The sequence below is a fragment of the Pseudomonas sp. FW305-3-2-15-E-TSA4 genome, from assembly GCF_058787295.1.
The window spans coordinates 175284-190463 of the sequence record NZ_JBYSZP010000006.1; the positions used below are offsets into that span (position 1 = coordinate 175284).

A 15180-nucleotide genomic window follows, 5' to 3' on the forward strand; every position below is an offset into this window, starting at 1 on the left:
AGCCAGCTTCTCGTTTCTTTGAAACAGACTGGATCAGACTTCGTCAGGGCTGCGCAGATTGGTGACTGCGATTCGCTGTTCGCGGCGCTGTTCCTTTTGCGAAGGCATGTCGGCGCGATAAACGCCTTGGTCGCCAACGACCCAGGAAAGCGGACGACGCTCCTGTCCAATCGATTCCTGCAACAGCATCAAGCCTTGAAGGAATGCTTCTGGACGAGGCGGGCAGCCAGGTACGTAGACGTCCACGGGCAGGAACTTGTCCACCCCTTGAACCACGGAGTAGATGTCGTACATGCCACCGGAGTTGGCGCACGAACCCATGGAGATAACCCACTTAGGCTCGAGCATCTGCTCGTAGAGACGCTGAATGATCGGCGCCATCTTGATGAAGCAGGTACCGGCGATAACCATGAAGTCGGCCTGACGCGGTGATGCCCGGATAACTTCGGCGCCAAAGCGCGCGATGTCGTGGGGCGCCGTGAAGGCGGTGGTCATTTCCACGTAGCAGCACGAAAGGCCGAAGTTGTACGGCCACAGGGAGTTTTTACGCCCCCAGTTGACCGCGCCACTCAGCACGTCTTCGAGCTTGCCCATGAAAATGTTTTTGTGAACTTGATCCTCTAACGGATCGGAAACGGTTTCCCGTTCGCCGATCGGATACTGCTCGTTAGGAGCATCGGGGTCGATTCTGGTGAGATTGTATTGCATTGCCAAAGCCTCATTGTTTCAGCTTCGCCTGCCGCTTGCGACGAGCTTCCGGAGCCCAGTCAAGGGCGCCCACTCGGAACAGGTAGACAAGACCTGCCAACAGAATTGCTATGAAAACGAGAGCTTCGACGAATCCGGTCCAGCCGCTTTCGCGGACGGACACAGACCATGCAAAGAGAAAGAGGGCTTCGATATCGAAGATCACGAACAGCATCGCGACCAGATAGAATTTGGCTGAGAGCCGCAAGCGGGCGCCACCTGTAGGTAGCATGCCGGACTCGAACGGTTCGTTTTTGCTGCGGCCCCAGGCTTTTGACCCGAGGAGGCTGGAGACGCCAAGCATGAAGGCACACAGGCCGACGACACCCAGAAGGAAAATGGCAAAGCCCCAGTTGTGGGCCATGAGTCCTGTCGCTTCGGGCATGCTGGTAATCCTTAACAGAGAGCAAAGGTCTCTGAGCTTGATAAAGAAATAGGCAGTGACGATATGTCGCAGCAATCAATCGCGCTGATTTTATGGCTAAACACCCGGCAAGTAAAATTCCTATAGCGAAATTATTTATTGGAATAAGGACATAGCGTACCTCCAATGCCCTGCAGCCCATGCGTTGCGGGCATTAGCCGGGTTTATGCAAATAATGTTTTGTAGGGAATGTAACGAACATAGTTGCGGCTAAATGATAATTGATATCGTTTGCAGGGGTTTTGTAACTGTTTAGCGGTGCAGTAAACAGAAAGTTGTCTTATATGCCTGTTACTGCAAGTAGCGGTGGCGCCCGTTTTAGCTGATTTTTCTGACCTGAGTACTGGTCTGGATCAATGTTTTGTCGCGCGGCGGGCGCTAAACCTGTGGGAGCGGGCTTGCTCGCGAATGCGGTGGGTCAGTCGCGCATGTGCAAGCTGACACTACGCTTTCGCGAGCAAGCCGGCTCCCACAGGGGGGGGTTGTGGTATTTGGCGAATCGGCGCGCAAAAAAAACGCCCGAACCAGTCGGGGCGTCAGTCTTGCGGCTTTGCGGTTAGTTTTCTATACGATCCGCAAGGGCCGTTTGCTCAGCGAAGCCGAATCAGTGGAACTGTTCTTCTTCGGTCGAACCGGTCAGCGCGGTCACCGAGGACGAGCCACCCTGAATCACGGTGGTCATGTCGTCGAAGTAGCCGGTGCCCACTTCCTGCTGGTGAGCCACGAAGGTGTAACCCTTGGCGGCGTCAGCGAATTCCTGCTCCTGCAGCTTCACGTAGGCAGTCATGTCGTTGCGGGCGTAGTCGTGCGCCAGGTTGAACATGCTGTGCCACATGTTGTGAATGCCGGCCAGGGTGATGAACTGGTGCTTGTAACCCATGGCGGACAGTTCGCGCTGGAACTTGGCGATGGTCGCGTCGTCCAGGTTTTTCTTCCAGTTGAAGGAAGGCGAGCAGTTGTACGACAGCAGTTGGTCCGGGTATTCCTTCTTGATCGCTTCAGCGAAGCGACGGGCTTCTTCCAGATCCGGTTTGGCGGTTTCGCACCAGATCAGGTCGGCGTACGGTGCGTAGGCCAGGCCACGGGCGATGGCTTGATCCAGGCCGGCACGAACCTTGTAGAAACCTTCCTGAGTACGCTCGCCAGTCACGAACGGCTGGTCGTACGGATCGCAGTCCGAAGTCAGCAGGTCAGCCGCGTTGGCGTCGGTACGCGCCAGGATGATGGTCGGCGTACCGGCAACGTCAGCCGCCAGACGTGCAGCGGTCAGCTTCTGTACCGCTTCCTGAGTCGGAACCAGTACCTTGCCGCCCATGTGACCGCATTTCTTCACGGAAGCCAGTTGGTCTTCGAAGTGAACGCCGGCGGCGCCTGCTTCGATCATGCTCTTCATCAGTTCGTAGGCGTTCAGTACGCCGCCGAAACCGGCTTCAGCGTCAGCCACGATTGGCGCGAAGTAGTCGATGTAGCCTTCGTCGCCCGGGTTCTTGCCGGCTTTCCACTGGATCTGGTCAGCACGACGGAACGAGTTGTTGATGCGCTTGACCACGGTTGGCACCGAGTCCACCGGGTACAGCGACTGGTCCGGGTACATGGATTCTGCGGAGTTGTTGTCCGCAGCCACTTGCCAGCCCGACAGGTAGATCGCCTGGATACCGGCCTTGACCTGCTGAACAGCCTGGCCGCCGGTCAGGGCGCCCATGCAGTTGACGAAATCTTTCTCTGGGCGGAAGGACGGCTTGGCACCCTGGGTCACCAGGTTCCAAAGCTTCTCGGCGCCCATTTTCGCAAAGGTGTGCTCAGGCTGAACCGAGCCACGCAGACGGACGACGTCAGCAGCGGAGTAAGTGCGAGTCACGCCTTTCCAGCGCGGGTTTTCAGCCCAGTCTTTTTCAAGGGCTGCAATTTGCTGTTCGCGTGTCAGTGCCATGGAGATAAACCTCGTCGCGTCTTTATGAAAAGTTGTTCTGCGGTGGAAAATTCCTGCGCTCGCTGACCAGAAGCTTAGGTGGTCAAGTCGGGTTCGGCGGGGTAGGCGACGGGATGAACGATGGGCTCGAGGGGAAGTGAGCAGGTAGTGGCGGACTGCGGGCGCATTCGGGCGTCGTGGGCCTTTATACGGACTACAGCGTGAAGCCGGGTTACCTAATTACGCTTCCGTCCCTCGGGACAACTTCGTTCCAGTCGGCAACCTCGTCAAACACACCTTGTGGGCGGTACAGACACGAAGCGGTTCGCGGGGTAGGTGCGAACGTCGCTTCGAAGGCCCTTGCCAGGGCCTCTGATTAGCGGGAGCGAGGCCATCATGCCTTCGCTTTTTTGGCTCGTCAAACGTTTTGTAGTGCTTTTTTTCAAGCACTACATCTTTCGTCTAATACGACTAATCAGTCAGTTTTCGGTGGTTTAGTCCAGGGCGTCGACTTTGACCCGTAAGGTCATGTCATCCCGGCCTTGAGTCGAGTAGCTGCGGGTCAGGCCCTGTTTGTCGGCCTGGGTTTCACGGTTTACGCCGGCGAGGGTGATCCATTCGCCCAGGCGTCCGCTGACCGTTGTGTCGGTACTTTGCACGTTCACTACATCGGGACGTTCCTGGCTCATGCGGTCACGGTTGGTACTGATTGCCAGGTGAACGATGTCGCCGGTGACGCTGGCGGTGACGTAGAAGCCTTGGGTGACGTTACGGTATTGGGTCTGGCTGCTGTAGTCGCCGTAGGAGTTGGTCTGGCTGCTGGTGATCGGCACACTTTGGCCGACCTGAATCAGCGCCGGCATGCCGTCGGTAGCCTGTACTTGCTGCACGCCGCCGTCACGGCTGGCGGTGCTGCGGCTGATAATGCGGGTCTGATTCGGCTGCGCGCCGTTGACCGAGTAGCCTTCATCGCCGCGACCGTTGTTTTCATTGGTATCAACCGTGATCAACAGGCGTTTGGGCGCAGTATCGAGCTGGGTAATCAGCGCCTTGAGTTCCTGAATCTTGTCCGGCTCGGCCTTGATGATCAGTTGGTTGCCATAGGCGCTGACCTGACCGTCCTTGCCGATAAAGTCTTGCGCCATCGGCAGCATGTCGGCGCTGGTGCGGTAGTTGAGGGGCACGATTTCTGTGGCTGCCATCACCGAAAAACTGCAACCGAGCAGCAGGGTGGTGAGCAGGGTGCGTAGGGACATGTCCGTTATCTCCGCTTTCGAAAGGCTTGATATTGCCAGTTTGTCGGCCCGGGGTGGGGCAAGTTGAATCGTAGACAGCAAAACGCCCCGGCATCGGAAAATGGCGGGGCGTTTTGAGGGGGGCTCAAGAGCCTTTGTGGTGAGGGGATTTATCCCCGATGGGCTGCGAAGCAGACCTGAAATTTTGGGGCCGCTCCGCGACCCATCGGGGATAAATCCCCTCACCACAGGATCTCCAGAGATCACAAAATCTCCAGAAATTACAGGATCACTTCAGGTCAGGCCGAATGCCGAACCATATCGACATGCGGAATCCCGGCTTCGAGGAATTCCTCGCTGACCAGGCTGAAGCCCAGGCGCTCATAGAACGCCGTGGCCTGTACCTGGGCGCTGAGCATCTGCTGCTGCAGGCCGCGGGCTTCGGCTTCGGCGATGACCGCTTGCATCAGCGCGTCGCCCACCTTCATCCCGCGCCAGTCCTTCAGTACCGAAACCCGGCCAATGTGCCCGTCGGGCAGCAGGCGGGCGGTGCCGATCGGAAAGTCGCCTTCGAACGCCAGAAAATGCACGGCGGTCGCGTCATCGGCGTCCCATTCCAGCTCGGGTGGCACCGATTGTTCGGCGATGAACACCGTTTCACGAATGCGCCGGATCTCGGCGTTGTCCTTTTGCCAGTCTGCGACACGTACGCGAATCTTATTCATCGGCAAATCCCAGGCTGCCTTGTTTGACCAGTTCGCACAGCAGGCCGCGACCGTCTTCGTCGTTGAGCCACTCGCCGAGGTTGTCGACATGCAGCGCATCGGCAGCGCAGATCATCTTCAGCAGCTCGCGCAGCTTGCCCGGCAGGTAACGGCTCTGGCCGCTGGCGAACAGCAGCAGATCGTCATCGACTTCCGACCAGGCCAGGCGCGCGCTCGGGTTGCGGATCAGCACGGCGCCGTCTTGCAGGGCGTTGAGGAAGTCGTCTTCTTCAACGTCTTCCGGGCCGACCACCAGTTCCGGGTAGCGCGGCTCGGTCATGTACTGGCCGAACCAGGTCAGCAGCAGGCGCTCGTCGCTCATGTGCTCGGCGAGCAGGCTTTTCAGGCGACCGAGTGCATCGTGCTGGATCTGATGCGGATCATCGCTGACCGGTTTCGCATCGGCGTCGGTGTAGCGTTCTTCGTCAGTCAGGAACTGGCTGAGGAAGTCGGTGAAGTGGGTCAGTACCTCCGAGGCGCTCGGGGCGCGGAAGCCAACCGAGTAGGTCATGCAGTTGTCCACGGCGACACCGCAGTGGGCCAGGCGCGGCGGCAGGTAGAGCATGTCGCCCGGTTCCAGCACCCACTCTTCGGTCTCGTGGAATTCGGCGAGGATGCGCAGATCCGCGTGTTGTAGCAGCGGGCTTTCGGAGTCGCACATCTGGCCGATCTTCCAGTTGCGCTGGCCATGACCTTGCAGCAGGAACACGTCGTAGTTGTCGAAGTGCGGGCCAACGCTGCCACCCGGGGCGGCGAAGCTGATCATCACGTCATCGACGCGCCAGCTCGGCAGGAAGCGGAAGTTTTCCAGCAGCTCGCTGACTTCCGGGACGAATTGATCAACGGCCTGAACGAGCAGGGTCCACTCTTTTTCCGGCAGCTTGCTGAATTCGTCTTCGGCGAACGGGCCGCGACGCAGCTCCCACGGGCGCTCGCCGTGCTCGATCACCAGGCGCGACTCGACCTCTTCTTCCAGGGCCAGGCCGGCCAGCTCGTCGGCGTCGATCGGGCTTTCGAAGTCAGGGATGGCCTGACGGATCAGCAGCGGCTTTTTCTGCCAGTAATCGCGCATGAATTCGCGCGCCGTGAGACCGCCCAGAAGTTGAAGAGGAGTATCAGGATTCATGTGTAACCTATTGAAAAAAAGCATTTTTCAGACGGGAATAAAAACGCCCGGCGCGGCCGGGCGTCTCAAACGGGTCAAGCGGTGAATCAGATGCGTTTGGCTTGCGCCACAGCGTTGCCGATGTAGTTGGCCGGGGTCAGCTGTTTCAGCTCGGCTTTCGCTTCGGCTGGCATGTCCAGGCCGTCGATGAAAGTCTGCAGCGCTTCCGGGCTGATGCCCTTACCGCGGGTCAGTTCTTTGAGCTTTTCGTAAGGGTTTTCGATGTTGTAGCGGCGCATCACGGTCTGGATCGGCTCGGCCAATACTTCCCAGCAAGCGTCCAGATCGGCAGCGATCTTGTCAGCGTTCAGCTCAAGCTTGCTGATGCCTTTGAGGCTGGCTTCGTAGGCGATCACGCTGTGAGCAAAGCCCACACCGAGGTTGCGCAGTACGGTGGAGTCGGTCAGGTCGCGCTGCCAGCGGGAGATCGGCAGTTTGCTCGCCAGGTGCTGGAACAGTGCATTGGCGATGCCCAGGTTGCCTTCGGAGTTTTCGAAGTCGATCGGGTTGACCTTGTGCGGCATGGTCGACGAACCGATTTCGCCAGCGATGGTGCGCTGCTTGAAATAACCCAGGGAAATGTAGCCCCAGATGTCACGGTCGAAGTCGATCAGGATGGTGTTGAAGCGCGCGATCGCGTCGAACAGCTCGGCGATGTAGTCATGCGGTTCGATCTGCGTGGTGTACGGGTTGAAGCCCAGGCCCAGTTCGTCTTCGATGAAGGCGCGGGCGTTGGCTTCCCAGTCGATCTGCGGGTAGGCCGACAGGTGCGCGTTGTAGTTGCCTACGGCGCCATTGATCTTGCCCAGCAGCGGCACGGCAGCGACTTGAGCGATCTGACGCTCGAGACGGTAAACCACGTTCGCCAGCTCTTTACCCAGAGTAGTCGGGGAGGCCGGTTGGCCGTGGGTGCGCGACAGCATCGGCACGTCGGCGAAACGGATCGCCAGTTCGCGGATGGCGTTGGCAGTCTGGCGCATCAGCGGCAGCATCACGTCGTCACGGCCTTCGCGCAGCATCAGGGCGTGGGACAGGTTGTTGATGTCTTCACTGGTGCAGGCAAAGTGGATGAACTCGCTGACCTTGGCCAGCTCCGGCAGCTTGGCCGCCTGCTCCTTGAGCAGGTATTCGATCGCCTTGACGTCGTGGTTGGTGGTGCGCTCGATCTCTTTGACGCGCTCAGCGTGCTCCAGCGAGAAGTTTTCAGCCAGTTCATTGAGAACGGCGTTGGCCTCGGCGGAGAAGGCTGGCACTTCCGGGATACCGGCGTGGGCGGCCAGGCGCTGGAGCCAGCGCACTTCAACCAGGACGCGGGCACGGATCAGGCCGTACTCGCTGAAAATCGGGCGCAGGGCCTGGGTTTTGCCGGCGTAGCGGCCGTCAACAGGGGAAACCGCAGTGAGCGAAGAGAGCTGCATGGGGTGTTCTCGGACAGTCGGGCAACGAAATGGGGCGCGTATCATACATGAAAAAATCCGCCGGTCCGTTGCCAACTGACCGGCGTATTACGCGCTACAGACTACAAAACTTTTATTGCGCGACGATTTACTCGCTGCGCATCAACGGATACAGCTCTTTGAGCAGCTTGCGCCGGCTGATCACCAACTGCCAGCGGTGGCCGCCGAGCTGTCGCCACAGGCGTGCCGAACGGATGCCAGCCAGCAGCAGGGCGCGGATCTTCGAGGCATTGCTCGGTTGTTGCAGGTTGCGCATGTCGCCATGCACCTGAATCCGCTGGCGCAGGGTGCTCAAGGTGTCCTGATACAGCGCACCGCAAGCGGCGATCACGTTTTCGTGGGCCGGGCCGAAATGTTCGACCTGTGACTGGATCTGCGGCAAGCGCTTGCCAATGGTGTCGAGCATGTCGTCACGTTTGGCCAGTTGGCGTTCGAGGCCGAGCATCGACAGGGCGTAGCGCAGCGGTTCGCGCTGCAGGGTGCTCGGGTCGCGCTCGAGGGCGCCGATCAATGCCCGATAACCCTCGCGCAGATTGAGGTCGTCGCCGCCGTACACGTCCAGTGTGTCCTTCGGGTCGCGTACCAGCAGGCTGCCGAGCATGCAGCTCAGGCCGGCCTCGCTGGTCTGGCCGGTCTTGGCGATGCGGTCGACCAGCACCGCGGCGAGAAACACCCCGCCCAGCGCCGTCAGTTGCTCCTGAGTCGGGCTCATGCCTGGCCGCTCCACGGCTCGGCCACTTCGATCACGCCGCCACCGAGGCAGATTTCACCGTCATAGAACACCACGGACTGACCCGGGGTTACCGCGCGTTGCGGTTCGTCGAACACGGCGCGGTAGCCGTTTGCGGTTTTTTCCAGGGTGCAAGCCTGATCGCTCTGGCGATAACGCACTTTGGCGGTCAGGCGCAGCGGCTGGCTCAGGTCGATCGGATTGACCCAGTAGATTTCCGAAGCGAGCAGGGCGCTGGAGAACAGCCACGGATGGTTGTTGCCCTGGCCGACGATCAGCTCGTTGGTGTCCAGATCCTTGCGCAGCACGTACCACGGCTCATCGCCGGCGTCTTTCAAACCGCCGATGCCGAGGCCCTGGCGCTGACCGATGGTGTGGTACATCAAGCCGTGGTGACGGCCGATGACTTCGCCTTCGGTGGTCTTGATCTCGCCCGGTTGCGCCGGCAAGTATTGCTTGAGGAAATCGCTGAAACGTCGCTCACCGATGAAGCAGATCCCGGTGGAATCCTTCTTCTTGGCGGTCGCCAGCTCGTATTTCTCGGCAATGGCGCGAACTTCCGGCTTTTCCAGTTCACCGACCGGGAACAGGGTCTTGGCGATCTGTTCGCCGCCAACGGCGTGCAGGAAGTAGCTCTGATCCTTGTTTGGATCGAGGCCTTTGAGCAGTTCGGTGCGGCCATCGATGTCGCGACGGCGCACGTAGTGGCCGGTGGCGATCAGGTCGGCGCCAAGCATCATGGCGTAGTCGAGGAACGCCTTGAACTTGATCTCGCGGTTGCACAGGATGTCCGGGTTCGGCGTGCGACCGGCCTTGTATTCGGCCAGGAAGTGCTCGAACACGTTGTCCCAGTACTCGGCGGCGAAGTTGGCGGTGTGCAGCTTGATGCCGATCTTGTCGCACACGGCCTGGGCATCCGCCAGGTCGTCCATGGCGGTGCAGTATTCCGTTCCGTCGTCTTCTTCCCAGTTCTTCATGAACAGGCCTTCCACCTCGTAACCCTGCTCGATCAGCAGGAGAGCGGAAACGGAAGAGTCCACGCCGCCGGACATGCCGACAATGACGCGCTTCTTGGATGTGTCAGAAGGGGCTGGATCACGCATAGGGATTCAATGAGTGTCTTGAAAAAGGACGCGATTCTAGCAGGCTCACGGCCTCAAGGCTAAAGAGAAGGGCGGATCAGTTCGAGACTGAAGTGATGGCCGGCCAGATAGTCGTCGATGCAGCGGATGATCAGCTCGCTGCGCCAGTTGTCGCGCTGAGCGATTAATTCGCTACGGGTCAACCACTTGGCGCCGACGATGCCGTCGTCCAGTTGATAGTCGGGGTGGTGTTTCACCGCTTTGGCGCTGAAGCACACGCGTTGATACGTCACGCCGTTGCTCGGCGCGGTATACAGATAAATGCCGATCACGCCGGTGGGTTCGACGTCCCAGCCGGTTTCCTCAAGGGTTTCGCGGATGGCGGCTTCGATCAGGGTTTCGTCCGGATCCAGGTGGCCGGCGGGCTGGTTGAGCACATTACGCCCGCCCTTGTGCTCTTCGACCATCAGGAAGCGGCCGTTGTCTTCGACGATGGTGGCGACGGTGATGTGGGGGAGCCATTCCATAAATCTTCCTCAAAATCCAGGTTAAACCCGATTCCCTGTGGGAGCTGGCTTGCCAGCGATAGCGGTGGATCAGGCACCTTCAATGTTGAATGATAAGCCGCCATCGCTGGCAAGCCAGCTCCCACAGGGTTTCGTGTTGTATTCGGAAACAGAAACCCCGGCACTGGGCCGGGGCTTCTTTGCGGCATTACAAGCTTAAACCAGCGCAGCAATCGCCGCGTTGAAGGTTGCGCTTGGGCGCATGGCCTTGCTGATCAGCTCGGCGTCGGCGTGGTAGTAACCACCGATGTCCACTGGCTTGCCCTGCACGGCGTTGAGCTCGGCAACGATGGTCGCCTCGTTCTCGGTCAGGGTTTTGGCCAGGGTCGCGAACTGCGCTTGCAGTGCAGCGTCTTCGGTCTGGGCGGCCAGGGCCTGAGCCCAGTACAGCGCCAGGTAGAAGTGGCTGCCGCGGTTGTCGATGTTGCCGACCTTGCGCGATGGCGACTTGTTGTTGTCGAGGAACTGGCCGGTGGCCTGATCCAGGGTTTTCGACAGAACCAGCGCTTTCGGGTTGTTGTAGTTCACACCCAAATGCTCGAGGGAGGCTGCCAGAGCCAGGAATTCGCCCAGCGAATCCCAGCGCAGGAAGTTCTCTTCAACCAATTGCTGCACGTGCTTCGGAGCCGAACCACCGGCGCCGGTTTCGAACAGACCACCGCCGTTCATCAGCGGCACGATCGACAGCATCTTGGCGCTAGTGCCCAGTTCCATGATCGGGAACAGGTCGGTCAGGTAGTCGCGCAGTACGTTGCCGGTCACCGAGATGGTGTCCTTGCCTTCGCGGGTGCGCTGCAGGGTGTACTTCATGGCATCGACCGGCGCCATGATCTGGATGTCCAGGCCGCTGGTGTCGTGATCCTTCAGGTAAGCCTGAACCTTCTCGATCACTACGCCGTCGTGGGCGCGCATCGGGTCCAGCCAGAAGATCGCCGGGGTGCTGCTGGCGCGAGCACGGTTGACGGCCAGTTTGACCCAGTCCTGGATCGGCGCATCTTTGGTCTGGCACATGCGGAAGATGTCGCCGGCTTCAACAGCCTGCTCCATCAGCAGCTTGCCCTTGCTGTCGGTAACGCGAACCACGCCGTCAGCCTTGATCTGGAAGGTCTTGTCGTGCGAGCCGTACTCTTCGGCTTTCTTCGCCATCAGGCCAACGTTTGGCACGCTGCCCATGGTGGTCGGATCGAACGCGCCATTGGCTTTGCAATCTTCGATCACAGCCTGGTAGATGGTTGCGTAGCAACGATCCGGGATCACAGCCTTGGTGTCGTGCAGCTGACCATCGGTGCCCCACATCTTGCCGGAGTCACGGATCATCGCTGGCATCGAGGCGTCGACGATGACGTCGCTCGGCACGTGCAGGTTGGTGATGCCCTTGTCGGAGTTGACCATCGCCAGCGATGGGCGAGCAGCGTAGACCGCTGCGATGTCAGCTTCGATCTGTGCTTGCTGCTCGGCCGGCAGGGCCTTGATGCGCGCGTACAGATCGCCAATGCCGTTGTTCAGGTTGAAGCCGATCTGGGCCAGCACGTCAGCGTGCTTGGTCAGGGCGTCTTTATAGAACTCGGCAACGATCTGGCCGAACATGATCGGGTCGGAGACCTTCATCATGGTCGCTTTCAGGTGAACCGAGAGCAGCACGCCCTGGGCCTTGGCGCTTTCGATTTCAGCGGCGATGAACGCGCGCAGGGCGTTTTTGCTCATCACGGCGCAGTCGAGGATCTCGCCAGCCTGAACGCTGGTTTTTTCTTTCAGGACGGTCGCGGTGCCGTCTTTGGCGATCAGCTCGATTTTCACAGCGTCAGCGGCGTCGATCAGGGCAGCTTTTTCGCTGCCGTAGAAATCGCCGGTGCTCATGTGAGCGACGTGGGACTTGGAGTCTTTGGCCCAGGCGCCCATTTTGTGCGGGTGCTTGCGAGCGTAGTTTTTTACCGACAGCGGAGCGCGGCGGTCGGAGTTGCCTTCACGCAGAACCGGGTTCACGGCGCTGCCCTTGACCTTGTCGTAACGCGCCTTGGCTTCTTTTTCGGCGTCGTTGGTCACGGTTTCCGGGTAGTCCGGCAGGTTGTAACCCTGGGCTTGCAGCTCTTTGATCGCCGCTTGCAGCTGAGGCACCGAAGCACTGATGTTCGGCAGCTTGATGATGTTGGCTTCAGGCGTAACGGCCAGGTCGCCCAGTTCGGCGAGGTGGTCGGCTACGGCTTTGTCGCCCAGTTGCTCGGGGAAGCTGGCCAGGATGCGTGCTGCAAGAGAGATATCGCGGGTTTCCACGGCGATATCGGCCGAGGCGGTGTAAGCCTCGATGATCGGCAGCAGGGAATAGGTGGCGAGGGCTGGAGCTTCGTCGGTGAAGGTATAGATGATCTTCGAGCGGGTGGGCATATTCGGATTAACTCTCTCTTCTTTGCTAAAGCGTGCGCAGAAACTCGAGGGGCGCCGGGTAAGCGCGTTCGTTCAAAGTCATCCATGAACCGAATGTCGAGATTCTTCGCGGTGATGTTGGGTGCATCAGTAGAGCGTCAAGCAGTCGGACTGCGGTAACAACCCGACCAATCAGGCGGAAAGTCTCGTGCTAGAGAGGCCAGCCGTCGTGACCCTTTGGTCAGCGGGCGGCATTATACATAGGTAGCTGGCAATCTGCCGATGGTTCATATGCAACGATTCTCGTCCATTGGTCTAAAGGTCGCAGGGGCGGGTGGGGCGTAGAGTCGCTGCGAATGCTTGAGTTTGGCGCTTTTCCCTTTGCTTTCAGGCTTGTACGAGACCAGATGTGCCCGCGCCGTGAACAGAGGGTTTGCGTGTTGATTTAACTGGGTTACGCTCGAACCAAGCCAGATGTTCAATCCAAACAATGGAGTTCAGCATGGGTTACAAGAAGATTCAGGTTCCAGCCGTCGGCGACAAAATCACCGTCAATGCAGACCATTCTCTCAATGTTCCTGATAACCCGATCATCCCCTTCATTGAAGGTGACGGCATTGGCGTCGACGTCAGCCCGGTGATGATCAAAGTGGTTGATGCTGCCGTGGCCAAGGCCTATGGGGGCAAGCGCAAGATTTCCTGGATGGAGGTTTATGCTGGCGAAAAAGCGACCCAGGTCTACGACCAGGACACTTGGCTGCCCCAGGAAACCCTGGACGCCGTCAAGGATTACGTGGTCTCCATCAAGGGCCCGCTGACCACCCCGGTCGGTGGTGGCATCCGCTCCCTCAACGTAGCCCTGCGCCAGCAACTCGATCTGTATGTGTGCCTGCGTCCCGTGGTGTGGTTCGAAGGTGTGCCAAGCCCGGTGAAAAAGCCTGGCGACGTCGACATGGTGATTTTCCGCGAGAACTCCGAAGACATTTATGCCGGTATCGAATGGAAGGCCGGCTCCCCTGAGGCCACCAAGGTCATCAAGTTTCTGAAAGAAGAAATGGGCGTCACCAAGATCCGTTTCGACCAGGATTGCGGTATCGGCATCAAGCCTGTTTCCAAGGAAGGCACCAAACGTCTGGTGCGCAAGGCCCTGCAATACGTGGTGGACAACGACCGCAAGTCGCTGACCATCGTGCACAAGGGCAACATCATGAAATTCACCGAAGGTGCCTTCAAGGACTGGGGCTACGAGGTGGCGAAGGAAGAATTCGGCGCCGAGCTGCTCGATGGCGGCCCATGGATGAAGTTCAAGAACCCGAAAACCGGCCGTGAAGTCATCGTCAAGGACGCCATTGCCGACGCCATGCTCCAGCAGATCCTGCTGCGTCCGGCCGAGTACGACGTGATCGCCACGCTGAACCTCAACGGTGACTACCTCTCCGACGCCCTGGCGGCTGAAGTGGGCGGTATCGGTATCGCGCCGGGCGCCAATCTGTCCGACACCGTGGCCATGTTCGAGGCGACCCACGGTACCGCGCCGAAGTACGCCGGCAAAGACCAGGTCAACCCGGGTTCGGTAATTCTGTCGGCCGAGATGATGTTGCGTCACCTGGGCTGGACCGAAGCGGCTGACCTGATCATCAAGGGCACCAACGGCGCCATCAAGGCCAAGACCGTGACCTATGACTTCGAACGTCTGATGGAAGGTGCCACGCTGGTGTCTTCTTCGGGCTTCGGTGAGGCGATCATCAAGCACATGTAAGTCGTGCAGGTACAAAAAAACCGCCTTCGGGCGGTTTTTTCATGACCGGGTGACGGTTATGTCAGCCCGACACCGTTTCTGTATGAGGGGCATGCATAGCCGTTTCGCCTGCCACGGTTGCCGCTTTGATCTTTACCGCGTGCAGGCCTTTGGGCCCCTGGACGATGTCGAAACTGACGATCTGCCCGGCCTTGAGAGTTTTATACCCGTCCATCTCAATGGCCGAATAGTGCGCAAAGAAATCGACCTCTTTGCCATCCTCGTCCTTCCCCTCGCGGGCATCGGTATTGATGAAGCCGAATCCCTTGGCATTGTTGAACCACTTGACCTTGCCGACAGCCATGCTCAAATCCCTCTGCAACAGACTCCATCGCTGGAGTATCATCCAGGACATCCGCAATCTAATCCGTTAAAAGGATTGACTCCGCGGATCTTTTTTACCCACTGTGGGCTCTATTGGTTGTAACACCGTTTTCCCGATAGTCAAGGTGACCGGGCAGTCGGAGTTGAAAAGGTGTACAGCCGCCCCCACCACTGTATTTGCACAACTGACGAACCTTTCTTTCCATGCATGCAATCAGCCAGATTCGACTAACATTCAATCAGGATCGCCCGCTTCTCCAAAAGGATCATCCAGAGGAGCACGACGACGATTCGGCAGGCGTTGCTGTTCAGGAAGCAAAGCCTGCGTTACAGGCGCCGCCGATGTACAAGGTGGTTTTGTTCAATGATGACTACACACCGATGGATTTCGTCGTCGAAGTGCTCGAGGTGTTTTTTAACCTGAATCGCGAGCTGGCGACCAAGGTCATGCTGGCCGTTCACACAGAAGGACGGGCAGTATGTGGAGTGTTTACCCGCGACATCGCCGAGACAAAGGCCATGCAGGTCAACCAGTACGCCAGGGAAAGCCAGCATCCGCTACTCTGTGAAATCGAGAAGGACGGTTAATCGCCGACCACTTGGGTATGAGGTGAAGCT

Annotated in this window: 14 protein-coding genes; 2 read left to right on the plus strand and 12 right to left on the minus strand. The window is 58.9% G+C overall.

From position 1 onward, the window contains the following. Nucleotides 1–33: 33 nt before the first annotated feature. From AC3WMV_RS10380 to AC3WMV_RS10430, 11 genes are all read right to left on the minus strand, one after another. On the minus strand, nucleotides 34–708 hold the full coding sequence (locus AC3WMV_RS10380) for a NuoB/complex I 20 kDa subunit family protein (RefSeq protein ID WP_003223809.1): 675 nt from the start codon (nucleotides 706–708) through the stop codon (nucleotides 34–36). A 10-nt stretch (nucleotides 709–718) separates the two neighbouring features. After that, nucleotides 719–1132, minus strand: a complete 414-nt coding sequence (locus AC3WMV_RS10385; protein ID WP_003223812.1) for an NADH-quinone oxidoreductase subunit A — start codon at nucleotides 1130–1132, stop codon at nucleotides 719–721. Between the two features lie 643 nt (nucleotides 1133–1775). Then, nucleotides 1776–3101 (minus strand): isocitrate lyase, encoded by a 1326-nt coding sequence (gene aceA / locus AC3WMV_RS10390; RefSeq protein ID WP_003223815.1) that lies wholly within the window; start codon nucleotides 3099–3101, stop codon nucleotides 1776–1778. A gap of 473 nt (nucleotides 3102–3574) precedes the next feature. Then, nucleotides 3575–4336, minus strand: a complete 762-nt coding sequence (locus AC3WMV_RS10395; protein WP_103369318.1) for a secretin N-terminal domain-containing protein — start codon at nucleotides 4334–4336, stop codon at nucleotides 3575–3577. A 278-nt stretch (nucleotides 4337–4614) separates the two neighbouring features. Continuing rightward, complete coding sequence (locus tag AC3WMV_RS10400; protein WP_003223818.1) at nucleotides 4615–5040, minus strand: GNAT family N-acetyltransferase; 426 nt, start codon at nucleotides 5038–5040, stop codon at nucleotides 4615–4617. Beyond that, complete coding sequence (locus tag AC3WMV_RS10405; RefSeq protein WP_003223820.1) at nucleotides 5033–6205, minus strand: ribosomal protein uL16 3-hydroxylase; 1173 nt, start codon at nucleotides 6203–6205, stop codon at nucleotides 5033–5035. The genes AC3WMV_RS10400 and AC3WMV_RS10405 overlap by 8 nt, the downstream gene beginning before the upstream one ends. An 86-nt stretch (nucleotides 6206–6291) precedes the next feature. Continuing rightward, nucleotides 6292–7662: an adenylosuccinate lyase gene (purB, locus tag AC3WMV_RS10410; RefSeq protein WP_027614666.1), complete on the minus strand. Its 1371-nt coding sequence runs from the start codon at nucleotides 7660–7662 to the stop codon at nucleotides 6292–6294. A 127-nt stretch (nucleotides 7663–7789) separates the two neighbouring features. Next, on the minus strand, nucleotides 7790–8413 hold the full coding sequence (hflD, locus tag AC3WMV_RS10415) for a high frequency lysogenization protein HflD (RefSeq protein ID WP_003223824.1): 624 nt from the start codon (nucleotides 8411–8413) through the stop codon (nucleotides 7790–7792). Continuing rightward, nucleotides 8410–9534: a tRNA 2-thiouridine(34) synthase MnmA gene (gene mnmA, locus AC3WMV_RS10420; protein ID WP_103369317.1), complete on the minus strand. Its 1125-nt coding sequence runs from the start codon at nucleotides 9532–9534 to the stop codon at nucleotides 8410–8412. Before mnmA ends, hflD begins: the two co-directional genes overlap by 4 nt. Before the next feature lie 59 nt (nucleotides 9535–9593). Then, nucleotides 9594–10040, minus strand: a complete 447-nt coding sequence (locus tag AC3WMV_RS10425; RefSeq protein ID WP_103369316.1) for an NUDIX hydrolase — start codon at nucleotides 10038–10040, stop codon at nucleotides 9594–9596. Between the two features lie 195 nt (nucleotides 10041–10235). Further along, on the minus strand, nucleotides 10236–12461 hold the full coding sequence (locus AC3WMV_RS10430) for an NADP-dependent isocitrate dehydrogenase (RefSeq protein ID WP_103369315.1): 2226 nt from the start codon (nucleotides 12459–12461) through the stop codon (nucleotides 10236–10238). 481 nt (nucleotides 12462–12942) lie between these two features. Here AC3WMV_RS10430 and icd point away from each other — a divergent pair, with 481 nt between their 5' ends. Then, nucleotides 12943–14199, plus strand: a complete 1257-nt coding sequence (gene icd, locus AC3WMV_RS10435) for an NADP-dependent isocitrate dehydrogenase (protein ID WP_003223831.1) — start codon at nucleotides 12943–12945, stop codon at nucleotides 14197–14199. 61 nt (nucleotides 14200–14260) lie between these two features. Here the strand turns inward: icd and AC3WMV_RS10440 are convergent, their stop codons facing one another. Further along, the gene (locus AC3WMV_RS10440; RefSeq protein ID WP_103369331.1) at nucleotides 14261–14542 is read right to left on the minus strand and encodes a cold shock domain-containing protein; all 282 of its coding nucleotides are present in this window, start codon (nucleotides 14540–14542) and stop codon (nucleotides 14261–14263) included. Nucleotides 14543–14766: 224 nt separating this feature from the next. On the opposite strand from AC3WMV_RS10440, the gene clpS reads away from it, so the two are divergent. Next, the gene (gene clpS, locus AC3WMV_RS10445) at nucleotides 14767–15150 is read left to right on the plus strand and encodes an ATP-dependent Clp protease adapter ClpS (protein WP_027614670.1); all 384 of its coding nucleotides are present in this window, start codon (nucleotides 14767–14769) and stop codon (nucleotides 15148–15150) included. The last annotated feature ends 30 nt before the right edge of the window (nucleotides 15151–15180 follow it).